The 14,150-nt window shown below is 71.6% G+C and carries 16 protein-coding genes; 4 read left to right on the top strand and 12 right to left on the bottom strand.

Annotation, left to right across the window (positions count from 1 at the left end):
* Positions 1-6: 6 nt before the first annotated feature.
* Positions 7-366: an NADH-quinone oxidoreductase subunit A gene (locus AQI95_RS07185; protein WP_003992243.1), complete on the bottom strand. Its 360-nt coding sequence runs from the start codon at positions 364-366 to the stop codon at positions 7-9.
* Between the two features lie 752 nt (positions 367-1,118).
* Here AQI95_RS07185 and AQI95_RS07180 point away from each other — a divergent pair.
* Together AQI95_RS07180 and def are read left to right on the top strand one after the other, a co-directional pair.
* Positions 1,119-1,943: a C40 family peptidase gene (locus AQI95_RS07180; protein ID WP_079071117.1), complete on the top strand. Its 825-nt coding sequence runs from the start codon at positions 1,119-1,121 to the stop codon at positions 1,941-1,943.
* A gap of 152 nt (positions 1,944-2,095) precedes the next feature.
* Complete coding sequence (gene def, locus AQI95_RS07175; protein WP_067119213.1) at positions 2,096-2,722, top strand: peptide deformylase; 627 nt, start codon at positions 2,096-2,098, stop codon at positions 2,720-2,722.
* 126 nt (positions 2,723-2,848) lie between these two features.
* Here def and AQI95_RS07170 read toward each other — a convergent pair whose 3' ends face one another.
* Complete coding sequence (locus AQI95_RS07170) at positions 2,849-4,141, bottom strand: geranylgeranyl reductase family protein (RefSeq protein ID WP_067119210.1); 1,293 nt, start codon at positions 4,139-4,141, stop codon at positions 2,849-2,851.
* A gap of 97 nt (positions 4,142-4,238) precedes the next feature.
* On the opposite strand from AQI95_RS07170, the gene AQI95_RS07165 reads away from it, so the two are divergent.
* Positions 4,239-4,757 carry a GNAT family N-acetyltransferase gene (locus AQI95_RS07165; protein ID WP_067120370.1) on the top strand — a complete coding sequence of 173 codons (519 nt, stop codon included), beginning with the start codon at positions 4,239-4,241 and terminating at the stop codon, positions 4,755-4,757.
* 109 nt (positions 4,758-4,866) lie between these two features.
* Positions 4,867-5,175, top strand: coding sequence for a PASTA domain-containing protein (locus AQI95_RS07160; RefSeq protein ID WP_244188666.1), 309 nt, complete (start codon positions 4,867-4,869; stop codon positions 5,173-5,175).
* An 18-nt stretch (positions 5,176-5,193) separates the two neighbouring features.
* Here the strand turns inward: AQI95_RS07160 and AQI95_RS07155 are convergent, their stop codons facing one another.
* The 10 genes from AQI95_RS07155 to AQI95_RS07110 all read right to left on the bottom strand — a co-directional run bounded on the left by AQI95_RS07155 (position 5,194) and on the right by AQI95_RS07110 (position 14,103).
* Positions 5,194-5,889 carry a demethylmenaquinone methyltransferase gene (locus AQI95_RS07155; RefSeq protein ID WP_067119207.1) on the bottom strand — a complete coding sequence of 232 codons (696 nt, stop codon included), beginning with the start codon at positions 5,887-5,889 and terminating at the stop codon, positions 5,194-5,196.
* A 42-nt stretch (positions 5,890-5,931) separates the two neighbouring features.
* On the bottom strand, positions 5,932-6,531 hold the full coding sequence (locus AQI95_RS07150) for a hypothetical protein (RefSeq protein WP_067119203.1): 600 nt from the start codon (positions 6,529-6,531) through the stop codon (positions 5,932-5,934).
* 7 nt (positions 6,532-6,538) lie between these two features.
* Complete coding sequence (gene mqnC, locus AQI95_RS07145; protein WP_067119200.1) at positions 6,539-7,738, bottom strand: cyclic dehypoxanthinyl futalosine synthase; 1,200 nt, start codon at positions 7,736-7,738, stop codon at positions 6,539-6,541.
* Positions 7,739-7,822: 84 nt separating this feature from the next.
* The gene (locus tag AQI95_RS07140; RefSeq protein ID WP_067119198.1) at positions 7,823-8,275 is read right to left on the bottom strand and encodes a hypothetical protein; all 453 of its coding nucleotides are present in this window, start codon (positions 8,273-8,275) and stop codon (positions 7,823-7,825) included.
* Positions 8,276-8,396: 121 nt separating this feature from the next.
* Positions 8,397-9,206: a prepilin peptidase gene (locus tag AQI95_RS07135; protein ID WP_067119194.1), complete on the bottom strand. Its 810-nt coding sequence runs from the start codon at positions 9,204-9,206 to the stop codon at positions 8,397-8,399.
* The gene (locus tag AQI95_RS07130) at positions 9,203-12,145 is read right to left on the bottom strand and encodes a bacterial transcriptional activator domain-containing protein (protein ID WP_067119190.1); all 2,943 of its coding nucleotides are present in this window, start codon (positions 12,143-12,145) and stop codon (positions 9,203-9,205) included. The genes AQI95_RS07135 and AQI95_RS07130 overlap by 4 nt, the downstream gene beginning before the upstream one ends.
* Before the next feature lie 252 nt (positions 12,146-12,397).
* Positions 12,398-12,859 (bottom strand): TadE/TadG family type IV pilus assembly protein, encoded by a 462-nt coding sequence (locus tag AQI95_RS07125; protein ID WP_067119169.1) that lies wholly within the window; start codon positions 12,857-12,859, stop codon positions 12,398-12,400.
* Positions 12,856-13,323 carry a TadE/TadG family type IV pilus assembly protein gene (locus AQI95_RS07120; protein ID WP_079071115.1) on the bottom strand — a complete coding sequence of 156 codons (468 nt, stop codon included), beginning with the start codon at positions 13,321-13,323 and terminating at the stop codon, positions 12,856-12,858. The genes AQI95_RS07125 and AQI95_RS07120 overlap by 4 nt, the downstream gene beginning before the upstream one ends.
* On the bottom strand, positions 13,323-13,784 hold the full coding sequence (locus AQI95_RS07115) for a TadE family protein (RefSeq protein WP_067119166.1): 462 nt from the start codon (positions 13,782-13,784) through the stop codon (positions 13,323-13,325). The genes AQI95_RS07120 and AQI95_RS07115 overlap by 1 nt, the downstream gene beginning before the upstream one ends.
* Positions 13,785-13,851: 67 nt before the next feature.
* Positions 13,852-14,103 (bottom strand): hypothetical protein, encoded by a 252-nt coding sequence (locus AQI95_RS07110; protein ID WP_067119164.1) that lies wholly within the window; start codon positions 14,101-14,103, stop codon positions 13,852-13,854.
* Between the last annotated feature and the right edge of the window lie 47 nt (positions 14,104-14,150).

The following is a 14,150-nucleotide window of genomic DNA, read 5'->3' as shown; positions in this document are numbered from 1 at the left end:
GGCCCCTCAGTCCCATTCCAGGCCGCCGCGCCGCCATACGTACGCGTACGCGACGAAGACGGTGAGCACGAAGAGCAGCATCTCCACGAGCCCGAAAATCCCCAGGGCGTCGAAGGTGACGGCCCAGGGGTAGAGGAAGACGATCTCGATGTCGAAGACGATGAAGAGCATCGCCGTCAGGTAGTACTTGATGGGGAAGCGCCCGCCACCGGCCGGCGTGGGGGTCGGCTCGATGCCGCACTCGTAGGCCTCGAGCTTGGCGCGGTTGTACCGCTTCGGACCGATCAGCGTGGCCATGACCACGGAGAAGATCGCAAAGCCTGCCCCGAGGGCTCCCAGTACGAGGATGGGCGCATACGCGTTCACCGCTCCTCGCTCCTCTCAGTCGGCGCTGACTGCTGGCGGTTGCACTGGTGCACCGGGCCCACATCCGCCTCACCGGTCCCACGAGCCCCGCTCGTCCCGGGCGAAGATCGAGAACATGTGAAGCAGGTCACAAGCCCAGCTGCCACGCATCTTATGCCCGCCGCTCTGTGATCTGCGACACGGCGTATTCCACAAGCTTTGTGATCTCCACCACCTGACGAAGGATCATGAAGTCGGATGATGGGTGATCTTCATACGCGAAGCGTTCAGTTGATCACCAGAAGTGACATTCTGGCTCGTCATCGCAGGCCGGAGGGGGCGTCTCAATATCAAGAGAGTTCCGCTGCATGCAAATTGGCGCTGGACGGCACTGCCTGGTAGAGGGCTCCGTTCACACGTCGGAGGGAGGTGTCGAGCGCGATGTGGACGCGGTGTGGGTGCGTGCACGCGTTCACGAGCTCCGCGCGCACGGGACGCCGCGGTTCCGGTAACCGTTCCGTGACCTCCGCCACATCGATGAGAGCCTCATGAGAACCGGGCTTGGCCAACCATCTCAACCAGTGGTAGGCGGGGGGCAATTCGGACGTAATGATCAAAGGGCGTGATCAAGGGCTTGATCACCGACGTCCGCAATGTCCGTTACGGCGTCAATAAAGAGCGACGCGCCCGGGATTCATGGTCTCGATTGAGCAACTGTGGCGCAGCACACGTTTCTTGAAGATATGAAGGAGCCCCTGGTACCGGTTGTTCCCATGTCCCACACCGCTCACATACGCAGCCACCGGAAGCCCCGCCGCAGCGCGTCGACCCTCGCGATGCGGGCCGGAGTTGCCGGTGGCGTCCTCAGCACCCTGGCAGTCGCCGGGGCGTCCGGCTCGGCGAACGCGGCCGAGCCTGTGACGCAGACCCTCGAGCTGCCCACCCTGACGGCCGACTTGGCCGCCCAGGCGGCCAAGTCGGCGGACGCCACGCAGCAGGCCGCCGCGAACTACCAGCTGCAGGCCGAACGCGACGCAGCCGCCACAAAGGCCGCGAAGCAGGCCAAGACGGACCTCGCCGAGGCCAAGCAGAAGGCCGCGGAGGCCAAGAAGAAGGCCGAGGAGGCCGCCCGCAAGGCCGCCGCCGCCCGCGCCTCGCGCACCACGGAGCGCACGACGCTCTCCGCGACGTCGGACTCCGGCAGCACCTCCACGAGCACGTCCACCGGCTCGTCCACGGCGACCGGCTCGGCCGCGGCCGTCATCTCGTTCGTGAAGGCGCAGCTCGGCAAGTCCTACGTCCTGGGCGCCTCCGGCCCGAGCGCCTACGACTGCTCCGGCCTGGTGCAGGCCGCCTTCAAGCAGATCGGCGTCAGCCTGCCGCGCGTCTCCCAGGACCAGTCGACCGCCGGCACGCAGGTCTCGCTGAGCAACCTGCAGCCGGGCGACGTCCTCTACTGGGGCGGCGCCGGCAGCGCGTACCACGTGGCGGTGTACGTGGGCGACGGCATGTTCGTCGGCGCGCAGAACCCGTCCACCGGCATCGTCGAGAAGCCGCTGTCGTACGACCCGCCGACCGGCGCGGTGCGGGTGCTCTGAGCACTCCGCACGCCGCATCACGCACGTAGGGGCCGCAGCCGCTCGGGGGCAGCGGCCCTTGCGTCGTTCCCGGCGCGCCGGGGCGCCGCTCCTGACATGCTCGGCGCGGGCCGCCGCTCGGCGGTCCGTCCACGAGCGAAGGAGACCGCGCGATGCCACGCGTGTTCGTACAGGGCAGGCCCGCCGACCACTACCCCCGCCATGCCCCCGAGGCCCTGCGCGGTGCCGTGCGCCGGGTCACCGAGGTCGGCGAGGAGATCCTGCACAAGCCGTGCCGGGACGTCACGGAGTTCGGGCCCGACCTCGCCGCACTCGTCGACGACATGTTCCGCACGCTGTACGTCGCCGAAGGGGCGGGACTGGCGGCGAATCAGGTCGGGGTCGATCTACGACTGTTCGTGTACGACTGCCCCGACGATCACGGTGTCCGACATGTCGGACACATCGTCAATCCAGTGCTCGAAACGCCCACGAGCGGGCGACGGTTGCTGGACGAGGACGAGGGCTGCCTGTCGGTGCCGGGTGCCGTGATGGCCGTAGCGCGGCCGGACCGGGCCGTCGTGCGCGGGCAGGACAGGGGCGGTCGGCCGGTCGCCGTCGAGGGCACGGGGTACTTCGCGCGCTGCCTCGCACACGAGACCGACCACACGAACGGGCACATCTACCTCGATCGACTCTCCAAGCGGGAGAAAAAGGACGCACTGCGGCAGATGGCGGACCGGCGCGACGAGGTGTTCACCCGCCGGGCCGCCCGGGCCGAGGAGCCGATCCGCGCGTAGCCGCGCCGGAAGGGGTGCGAGGCCACCGTCGCTCGTCTGCGGCGCCGTCGCGGGCGCAGGTACCCGCGGGCGGCAGCCGGACGTCCGACGCGGTCCTGCGCCCCTCCAGGGCCCTTCACGGCGCCTTCACGCCTTCGGGGCCACCTTGCTCAGACCGTTGATGATGCGGTCCATCGCGTCGCCGCCGGTGGGGTCGGTGAGGTTCGCGAGGAGCTTGAGGGTGAACTTCATCAGCAGCGGGTGGGTGAGGCCGCGCTGGGCGGCGATCTGCATGACCTTCGGGTTGCCGATGAGCTTCACGAAGGCGCGGCCGAGGGTGTAGTAGCCGCCGTAGGTGTCCTTCAGGACGCGCGGGTAGCGCTGCAGGGCGATCTCGCGCTGGGCGGGCGTGGCCCGCGCGTGGGCCTGGACGATGACGTCGGCGGCGATCTGGCCGGACTCCATGGCGTAGGCGATGCCCTCGCCGTTGAAGGGGTTCACCAGGCCGCCGGCGTCGCCGACGAGCAGCAGTCCGCGCGTGTAGTGCGGCTGGCGGTTGAAGGCCATGGGCAGGGCGGCGCCGCGGATCGGGCCGGTCATGTTCTCGGGGGTGTAGCCCCAGTCCTCCGGCATGGAGGCGCACCAGGCCTTGAGGACCTCGCGCCAGTCCAGCTCCTTGAAGGAGGCGGAGGTGTTCAGCACGCCGAGTCCCACGTTGGACGTGCCGTCGCCCATGCCGAAGACCCAGCCGTAGCCGGGCAGCAGACGGTCCTGGGAGCCGCGGCGGTCCCACAGCTCCAGCCAGGACTCCAGGTAGTCGTCGTCGTGGCGGGGCGAGGTGAAGTAGGTGCGCACGGCGACGCCCATGGGGCGGTCCTCGCGGCGGTGCAGGCCCATCGCGAGGGACAGCCGGGTGGAGTTGCCGTCGGCGGCGACGACGAGCGGCGCGTGGAAGGTGACCTCGCGCTTCTCCTCGCCGAGCTTGGCGGTGACGCCGGTGATGCGGCCGGTGCGGTCGTCGACGACGGCACCGGAGACGTTGCAGCGCTCGAAGAGCCGGGCACCGGCCTTCTGGGCGTTGCGGGCGAGCTGCTCGTCGAAGTCGTCGCGCCTGCGGACGAGGCCGTAGTTCGGATAGGCGGCGAGATCCGGCCAGTCCAGCTGGAGGCGGGAGCCGCCGCCGATGATGCGCAGGCCCTTGTTGCGCAGCCAGCCGGCCTCCTCGGAGATGTCGATGCCCATGGCCACGAGCTGCTTCACCGCGCGCGGGGTGAGGCCGTCTCCGCAGACCTTCTCCCGCGGGAACTCGGTCTTCTCCAGAAGCAGGACGTCGAGGCCCGCCTTGGCGAGGTGGTAGGCGGTCGTGGAGCCGGCCGGCCCCGCGCCGACGACGATCACGTCGGCGGTGTTCTCGGAGAGGGGCTCCTTCACGACGGTCACGGCGGGATCTCCCCAAGTTCGAAATCTGCGTGCCGACCGGCACTGGACATGGGCAGTCTATTCAGCAGAATTGATCACCCGGCTGAAGGGCTGCCCTGTGAACCGACCCCTCCCCGCAGTACGGCTGCGCGTCCCCACCCATGAGGACGCGGTCGCCTGGCACCGGGCCTTCGACGACCCCGAGGTCATGGAGTTCTACGGCGGCAAGGCGGCCTCGCTGTCGGTCTACGAGGAGCTCACCGCGCGGCAGCGGCGGCACGACGCCGAACTCGGCTTCTGCCTGTGGACCATGCTGGACGAGTCCGGCGAGGTGATCGGCTTCACCGGGGCGCAGCCCTGGCGGCCCGGCTGGGGCCCGGTCGGCGACATCGAGATCGGCTGGCGACTCGCTCGCCCGCACTGGGGCAGGGGGTATGTCAGCGCGGCCGCACGCGAGACGCTCCGGCGGGTGCGGGCGGCCGGGGTGCGGCAGGTGGTGGCGATGGTCCGGCCGGGCAACGAGCGGTCGATCGCGGTGGCCCAACGGCTCGGCATGGAGCCGGCGGAGACGTACCCGCATCCCACGCTGGACGAGCGGGCCCTCTGCTTCCGACTCGCCCTTGATGACGGAGAGTAGCCGTCTGTCACAGAAAGACACCGGCGCCTTCCGGCTGGGACGTACGGGAGTTACGCTTCCAGTACCGCTGGGGGTGACATCTGTGCGCATAACACCCAAAACACCTGAAGTGCGCGTGCCACGGCTGGTCGGACTGATGGCCGTGGACGCGCGCGAAACGGCCCGGGCGCAGGGCTTGTTCCTCAATGCGCCCGACCGCCCGGACTTCCACCTCACGGTCGTCGACTACGTCGTACGCCAGTACCCGCAGCCCGGCGCCGAGGTGCCGCGGGAGTCGATGGTGTACGTGTGGTTCGACTTCGGCGAAGGAGAGGGCGGCGGGGGCGTGCGCGAGCCACGCATCCCACGGCCGCCCACGGGCGGGCTGCAGCGCGAACTCGGGGAGCCCGGTGACGCCTTCGAGATGATCAACCGGTGAGCCGCCGCACCGCCGGTGTCAGCTCTCCTTGAAGCCCCGGTGCAGCGCGACCACACCACCGGTGAGATCACGCCAGGCCACCTTCGACCAGCCCGCCTTGCGCAGCCGTTCGGCGAGGGCGGGCTGGTCGGGCCAGGCCCGGATGGACTCGGCGAGGTAGACGTAGGCGTCCGGGTTCGAGGACACCGCGCGCGCGACCGGGGGCAGCGCCCGCATCAGGTACTCGGTGTAGACGGTGCGGAACGGCGCCCACGTCGGCGTGGAGAACTCGCAGATCACCACGCGTCCGCCGGGCCGGGTCACCCGGTACATCTCGCGCAGCGCCGTGTCCGTGTCCTGGACGTTGCGCAGCCCGAAGGAGATCGTGACGGCGTCGAAGGTGTCGTCCTTGAACGGCAGCTTCGTCGCGTCCCCGGCCGTGAACGGCAGCCAGGTGTGCTTCTTCTTGCCGACCTGGAGCATCCCGACCGAGAAGTCGCAGGGGACGACGTAGGCGCCCGTCCGCGCGAAGGGCAGCGAGGAGGTCGCCGTACCGGCCGCGAGGTCGAGGACCTTCTGCGCGGGGCGCGCGTCGACCGCGGCCGCCACCTCCTTGCGCCAGCGCCGGTCCTGGCCGAGCGACAGCACGGCGTTCGTCAGGTCGTACCGTTCCGCCACGTCGTCGAACATCGAGGCGACTTCGTGCGGCTGCTTGTTCAGGGAGGCGCGGGTCACCCGCCCATTGTGGCAGCCCCGGTTCAGGGGACCGCGCGCGGCTCAGCGGCCCCGGTACACCAATCGCCCGCCGATCACGGTCGCCACGCAGGTTCCGGCGCCGCGGCGGACCAGATCGGCGCGGTCCTCGACGTCGAACACGGCGAAGCGGGCGGGCCCGCCCGGGACGAGGGGCGGCAGCAGGACCAGCGGGGTCGGGGACAGCGCTGCCGGGCCCGGCAGGCGGTCGGGCCGCTGCCCCACCGCGAGCCCGGCCCTGCGCACCGCGTCGGCCACCGCCCGCGACCGCAGCTCCCCGGCCACCGCCACCGTGCCGTGCGCCAGCATCCGCTGCACCCCGCGTCGCGCGCTCGCGCCGAGGCGCGCGGGATCACCACGGAAGATCTCCTTCGCCCGCGCCCCGCCGATGGGTTCGGTGCCGAGGACGTCGGCCTCACGCGGGTCGGGATGGTAGGTGGCCTCCAGCAGCTCCGGACCGTACGGGTTCAGCAGCCCCGGGGTGAGGATGCCGGGCCAGCGCCGCACCCTCGCCCGGGGCTCGGCGGCGGCCAGTTCCTCGTACGCGCCGACGGCGGCGACGGACGCCCCGTCGACCAGGACAGCCGCCTCGGGAGAGCGCTCGGCGACATGAAGGGTCAGCACGGCAGGCTCAGTTGGACGTCAGCAGCTTCAGCTCGGGGTGAGCCGTGCCGCCCTCGATGGCCGTGGAGGAGATGTGGGAGACCACGCGGTCGTCGACGGGGTCGTTCGCCGGGTCGTCGTGCACGACGAGGTGCTCGTACGTCGTGGCGCGCTGCGCCGGCACGCGGCCCGCCTTGCGGATCAGGTCGATGATCTCCAGCCGGTTGGAGCGGTGCTTGGCACCGGCCGAGGAGACCACGTTCTCCTCCAGCATGATCGAGCCGAGGTCGTCCGCGCCGTAGTGCAGGGACAGCTGGCCGACCTCCTTGCCGGTGGTCAGCCACGAGCCCTGGATGTGCTGGACGTTGTCCAGGAAGAGGCGGGCGATCGCGATCATCCGCAGGTACTCGAAGAGCGTGGCCTGGGTGCGGCCCTTCAGATGGTTGTTCTCGGGCTGGTAGGTGTACGGGATGAAGGCGCGGAAGCCGCCCGTGCGGTCCTGGACGTCCCGGATCATCCGCAGGTGCTCGATGCGCTCGGCGTTCGTCTCGCCCGTGCCCATGAGCATGGTGGAGGTGGACTCCACGCCCAGCTTGTGCGCGGTCTCCATGATCTCCAGCCAGCGCTCGCCGGACTCCTTCAGCGGCGCGATGGCCTTGCGGGGGCGCTCGGGGAGGAGTTCCGCGCCGGCGCCCGCGAAGGAGTCGAGACCCGCCTCGTGGATCCGGGTGATGGCCTCCTCGACCGAGACGCCGGAGATCCGGGCCATGTGCTCGACCTCGGAGGCGCCCAGCGAGTGGATCACCAGCTGGGGGAAGGCGTCCTTGATGGCCTTGAAGTGCTTCTCGTAGTACTCGACGCCGAAGTCCGGGTGGTGGCCGCCCTGGAACATGATCTGGGTGCCGCCCAGCTCGACGGTCTCCGCGCAGCGGCGCAGGATGTCGTCGAGGTCGCGGGTCCAGCCCTTGTCCTTGTCCTTGGGGGCCGCGTAGAAGGCGCAGAACTTGCACGCCGTGACGCACACGTTCGTGTAGTTGATGTTGCGCTCGATGATGTACGTCGCGATGTGCTCGATACCGGCGTACCTGCGGCGGCGTACGGCGTCGGCGGCGGCGCCCAGCGCGTGCAGCGGGGCGTCGCGGTAGAGGACGAGCGCCTCCTCGGACGTGATGCGTCCGCCCTCTGCGGCGCGGTCGAGGACAGACTGGAGGTCGGCCTTCTCGGTCACCAGGGCGTCCCTTTCGTCAAGGAAATCAAAGGGTGGACGGGCCTGACCAGCGTACGCCAGGGGCTTCGGCGTCACGGAGCCGGATCACGGCTCCTGGTCCGGGAGCCGTGGCAGGTCGGTCCCGGCGCGGCCGAGGACGATCTGGTCGAAGAGGGCGCCGCCGCCGTCCGTGCGCACGGCGGGCTGGGTGATCTTCATCGATCCCGGACCGCGCCCCCACAGGGTCCACAGGTCCGGGCGCACGACCTGCCAGTGGAGCGGGACCGCCCCGACCGTGCGTGACGGCCTGTGCCGAGTGCCCGCTGGGGGCGAAGCGCTGGCGCGTACCGTCCGGCCGCAGTCGTGCGCCCGGCCGTCGGGCCGGCCGGGGACGACCAGGTGGACGTTCCCGTCCCGGCCGAACCCCATGGGCATGAGCCGGACGTCGATGACGGGGCTGTACCGGGACACGACCTGCTCGGCCTTCCGTGCGCCGGCCTGCTGTGCCTCGGCCGTCTGTGGGGTGGTCTGCTGTGCGTCGGTCTCACGTGCGGCCACTGCGGCTCTCCCCCGCCCGCGCGGCACGCGACGTGCCCGTACCCAGGTTCACCAGGATCGCGAGGCGCTCGGAACGGCCGCAATCACCTGAGCGGGTGAGGTGTACGCACCCCTGTCCGGGCTATGCCGCGTACGCCCCCGCCAGCAGTCCCAGGAACGCTCCCGCGATCAGGAACGGCCCGAACGCGATCGCCGTCTTGCGCCCGGCCCGCCGTACGACGACGAGCGCACCGCCGTACAGCGCGCCGAGCAGGAAGCCGGCGAAGGTGCCGAGCAGCAGGGTGGACCAGCCGTACCAGCCGAGTACGGCGCCCATGCCGACGGCCAGCTTCACGTCGCCGAAGCCCATGCCGGAGGGGTTGACGAGGAACAGCACGAGATAGCCGGCGCCGAGGGCGAGGGCTCCGTACAACGCGGTGAGCCAGTGCCCGGCGTGCTCGGGCAGCAGCGCGGCGAGGCCCAGCAGGGCGAGGGCGACCGCGGCCAGCGGCAGCGTCAACGGGTCGGGCAGCCGCTGCACCCGGAAGTCGATCACGGCCAGCAACACGCCGACGGGCACGAGCACCAGCCAGACCCCCAGCTCCGGCCGGGTCCCGGTGGCCGCGGCGACCGCGACGCACAGCAGGGCGGTGACGGCGGCGAGGAGCGGGGCGAAGGAAGCCTTCGGCGGCTCGGCGGCGGCGCTGGGGGCCTGCGGCGGCTCGGCCTCGGCGGAGAGGGCCTGCGGCGGCACTGGGCGGCGGGCGGTGCCCCGCGGGCACTCGGCGCAGGGCGTCGGGCCGAGCCAGCCCCGCAGGGCGTGTCCGTGCGGGCACCGGTCTCGCCAGCCCTCCCCCGCCGGGACGGTGAAGCGGTAGGCGGCCCTGGGGAGCATCGCGCCCGCCACCGCACCCCACAGCGCGGCGACGGCCCACAGCAGTACGTCGCTCATCCGGCCGCGGGGACGCCCTCGCGCCAGGTCGGCAGGAGCTCGTCGAGGAGGGCCTCGGTGCGCGGCGGGAGACCGCGGGCGCCGCTGCGGGACAGGAGGTCGGCGGCGCGGGCGCGCAGGCGGTCGGGGTCGCCGGTGGCGTGGGTGGCGCGCAGCAGCTCGTTCCACAGGCGCTCGTCCGCCGGGGCCGTCCTCAGGGCCGCCTCCAGTGCCTCGATCGCCTTCGGCGCGCGGTCCTTCTCCAGATGGAACGCCGAGAGCGCGAGACCGATGTCCGCGACCAGCAGCGGGAGTTGGGCGTCCACGATCTCGTGGCTGAGCCAGCCGTACCGGCTCTCGGGGCGGCCTTCGAGAAGCGAGCCGCGTACGAGTCCCAGCGCGTCGGTGAGCAGCCGACCGCGCACCGCGCGGTTGTCGACGCCCTTGCCCTGGGTGGCCTCGTGGTAGAGGGAGCGCAGCACGTCCAGGTCGGAGACGACGGACTCGGCGAGGATGAGCCGACCGGTCGCGTCGGCCCGCATCCGTACGCTGCCGTCGGGGTCGGTGCCCAGCCAGGCGCGCAGCCGCTCGACGAGGGCGTCGCGGACGTCCTCGGTCACGCCACGCGGCCACAGCGCGGCGGCGAGCACGCGCGGGTGCACGCCCTCCCGGTGCATGAGCAGCAGTGCGAGCGCCTCCTGGAGCAGGGCGCCGCGGTCGTCCTCCGGGGTGTCGAGGCCGATGATCTCGTACGGCCCGACGAGACGCGCGTACACCGCGGGGCGGCCCTGCTCGGTGATGTCGACGAGGAAGGGCGGGGTGGTGGTCGGCCCGTCCGGGTCGCGGTCCGGGTCGGCCTGGGCGAACAGCTCCACGACCGCGCGCTGCTGGGCGGCCGGCAGCAGTTGGGCGTCCAGCTCCAGCCCGAGGAGCGGTGCGAGCAGCCTGCCTTCGCGGGTGATCTGCAACTCCCAGGCGGCGCCGGGCAGTTCGTCGCTCTCCGTGCCGACGAGGTAGCCGATGCCGAGGCGGCTGGCGTCGGCGGCGAGTTCGGCGAGTCTGCGCGCGTCCTCGGCGGAGGGCCGGGCCGCCAGCAGGACCAGGTGGGGGGCCCAACGGGTGTGCTGGGCAGGGCCGGTGCGGCCGGTGAGGACGGAGTCGTGGCCGGCGGCGCCGAGCGCGCCGCGCCGCTGTCGGGTCTCGGCCTCCATGGTCTCGACGAGCGCCTCGATGCCGTCGAGGTGGCGCAGCCGGTTGGGCGCGAGCGCGGTGAGGTCCTCGCCGAAGCCGACGAGGGTGATGGTCATGCGGTCCGACCAGCCGTTGGTGGCGAGTTCGGCGGCGACCGAGGCGAACACGGCGGCCCGGTCGGACTCGCGGCCGCTCAGCGAGACGATGCCGGGCACCGCCTCGAGGTTGAGCAGCAACCGGGAGTCGTCCATGGTGCCGAGGCTGACCAGGCCGGGGTAGGGAGCGGCGGTGTCGATGTCGTCGTAGCGCTCGGCGTCCGCGCGGGACAGCATCCAGAAGGTCTGTTCCTGCCCCGGCCGCCAGGGCGCCGGCGGCTTTCCGGCGGGCTGGGCGAGCTGCAGGTGCAGATCGCCGCGGGTGAGCCAGGCGGCGTAGACGACGGGCAGCGGGCGGGACTCGGCGGCGAGGGCGGCGGCGAGCCCGCGCATCGACCGGTCCAGGAGCCGTACGGCCTCGGGGTCGGCGCCGACGAACAGCGCGTCCTGGACGTTCTGGGCGTCGCCGATCGGCGTGGGCGGTTCCATGCCGCGCCGGCCGCCGACGGCGGCGAGCGCGGACTGCCACAGCGCCTGCCGGCGCCGGCGGCCGAGGGCGGCGAGCAGACCCGCGGCGAGCAGGGGGGCGCCGACGAGCGCCTCGGACAGGCCGAAGGAGTGCTCCTGGGAAGCGGTGGCGTGCTGCCGGCCGTGCTCGGCGGGTCCGTCGGCACCCGTGACCGCGCCGGTGGCCGGCCCTCGCTGCGCGGGCAGGGACGCGTGGCCGCCGCCCTGGGCGTGCTGCCCCTGTCCGTGGGCGTGGTGACCGCTCTTGTCGTACTGCTGGATCTGCTTCTGCGCGGCCGGGGAGATGTGCGCGTCGGGCATCTCGACGAGTTCGCCGCCATGGGCGTCGCCGGGCATCTCCATGATCCAGCCGGGACGGATCAGGCTGGCCTCGGTGAGGCGGGAGCCGTCGGCCTGGAGACGGTCCTTGTTGAGTTCGTAGATCTCCTTGTACCGGCGGCCGTCGCCGAGGTGGCGCTGGGCTATCTCCCACAGGGAGTCGTGGTGACGGCCCTCGGGCGGCTGGATCCGGTAGAACTTGGTGGCTCCGTGCCTGCCGTTGCCGGACCGCGCCTGCGCGGCGACGTGGTCCGCCTGTTCGGCCACGGCCGCCGCGGTGGCCTTGGCCTGCTGCGGGGAGAGCAGCCCCGGGGTCTGCTGGGCCGCGGCGACCGTGCCCTTGTGGTTGCCCTCCGGAGCGGCGCTGTGCCCGAGCTGCGAGAGCCCCGGCGTGAGGCTGGCGGCGGTGGCGCCGACCAGGAGCAGCGCGGTGACGAGCTGCCGCGCGAGCAGCTGGCTGGGACCGGCGCCGGGGACCCGGCCCGGCAGGCCCACGCCGGAGAGGGCGGCCCTGATCTCCACGAGCACACAGGCGGTGAACTGGGCCCAGGCGAACCAGACGACGACGGTGAGGACGTGCAGGAAGGTCTGCACGGTGATCTCCTGCGTCAGCCAGTCCCGCGACGGCATCCCGTGCGGCAGCGGCCAGCCGACGAAGACGGCCAGCGCGCCGGGCACGCCGACCACGAGGGCGAGCAGGGCGACGAACGCGAGGAACGCCATGACGAAGTCCCCGAACGAGCGTCGGCGCACACGCACCGGCTGGGGTGTCCGATTCCGCGGGCCCGTCGGGCTTCCCGTCGAGCCTGATGTGGTGCGTCGCGCCATGGCGGGTGTCCTGGGTCGTATGGGCTGAGGATGTGTTCGGGGTGTGCTGAGAGCCTACAGAGATCCTATGGACTCGCACTGACAGCGTCGAAGGGGCGGACGGCCGGGCGATGCGAACTCGCGCCCGCGCGGGCGGCGTTCGCACCGGTCGCGTGCCGACCCTGCACACCTTCCACACAACCCCCCGCTCGTCCCCGAGTCGTTGTCATACCCCGCTGATACGTTCGTCCCCTGCAGCTCTCGGCCGGTCTCTCAGCCGACCTCGTTCTTCGCGACCGAACGGCCGTGGACGACGACGTCGCCGCCGTAGAACAGGCCTGTGAACACGGGCTGGTAGGTCAGCTGGACCTCGACCTCCACCTGCTGGGCGTCGGCCGTGACGCAGTGGGTCGCGCCGACGTCCGCGGCGCTCATGCCCATCTCGCGCGCGAACGCCTTCACCCGGGCGTCGCAGTCCTGGTACTTGATCGGCGCCACACCGCCCTCGTTCTCGTACAGGGCGTTCTTGTCGATGTCCTGGGCGGCGTACCGGGCGGCCTGTTCCGCGATGTCGGCGGCGCGTTCCCGCTTGGAGATGGACAGACCGCCGTCGATGACGAAGGCCGCCAGGGAGAGGAAGACCAGGGCGAAGATGATGACCGCGCCGGCGCCCGAGCCCCGGTCGTCCAGGCTGCTTCGGCGCGCGGCCCACCAGGTGCGTACGACGTCTCTCACGCCGCCCTCCGATAGGGGTCCAGCGGGGAGGAGAAGTGTGCGGACAGATGGGTCGGCACGTCGAGGCCGAGCATGGCGAGGCCTCTGACCTGGCAGCTGACCTCCACCGTGAAGAACGGGTCGACGTCCGGGTTGAAACCGCTGCTCGTCTGGACCACCGAGACCGGGCCTGAGCAGACGTCCGCCAGATCCGACTCCGCGGCCCTGCGCGCCTCCGACATCGCGAGCGCATGGTCCTTCTGGATGGAGCCGGCCCGTGCCGCGTCCCGGGCCGCGCCGTCGATCGCGCCCCGCCCGTCGACGAGTTGCCCGAAGGCCACCAGCACCAGGATGAAGAGGATCATCACGGGGGCCAGGATGACCACCTCGACCGTGGACAGACCCCGGTCGGCGGCCGGCCCGCGGCAGGCGGCGCGGCGCCTTCGCAGCCAGGAGTGCACCGGCTCTGTCAGCCCGGCGGGCATCAGTTCCCGTCCTCCTTCACGAACCGCTCCACCGGACCCACCGACTGCGCGTGGACGGTGAGGTCCAGGCCCGGGAACACCGTCGGTATGCGCGCGGAGATCTCCACCCCGACCGTGTGCTGCTCGGGCTGGATCATCCGCACGTCCGGTGAGAGCACCAGCTGCGGACCGAGCTGGTGGATGTAGGAGTCGACCACGTCCCTCGCCTCACCACGCCACGCGCCGGGCTGCTCGTCGGCCGTGGCGCGGGCCTTGCGCGCCCCCGCCTGGGCCGCGGCCTGAGCCACGTGGTCCGCGAAGAAGTACAGGGCGAACTGCACGGTCGCGAAGATCAGGAAGAAGAGGACCGGCGTGAGCAGCACGAACTCGATCGCGGTCATACCGGAGTCGGCGGTACGGCCGCGTGCGGCCTCCGCCCGCCGGCGCATCCAGCTGCCGAGGCTCACCACTACCCCCGTCATCCCCGTTCCGTCCTACGACCGCTCGTCCCAGGACCGCTTGCCCTGCGACCGCCTGCCCTGCGACCGCTCAGCAGGTCTTGTCCGCGCTCGCGCCCTTGATGCAGTCACCGACCTTGGTGGCGCCGCCCTTCAGGGCCTCGTTGATGATCGCCGCCACCACACCCACGATCGCCACGACGACCGCGGAGATGATGACCCACTCCACCGCCGAGGCACCGCGGTCCAGTTCGCCGCTGCGGGCGCGCTCCACGCGACCGCGCAGGAAGGTGACCAGGAAGTCCAGCGCCGGGATCCCGGTGTTGAAGTCCCGCGTTTTCATTGTGGGTCGTCCCCCTTTGTCGTCTCGTTGTTCTCTCGGTACAAGCA

Source organism: Streptomyces yokosukanensis (genome assembly GCF_001514035.1).
GTDB classification, from domain to species: domain Bacteria; phylum Actinomycetota; class Actinomycetes; order Streptomycetales; family Streptomycetaceae; genus Streptomyces; species Streptomyces yokosukanensis.
Note: the sequence above shows the minus strand (reverse complement) of the source record. Positions and strands in the feature narration are given on the sequence as shown.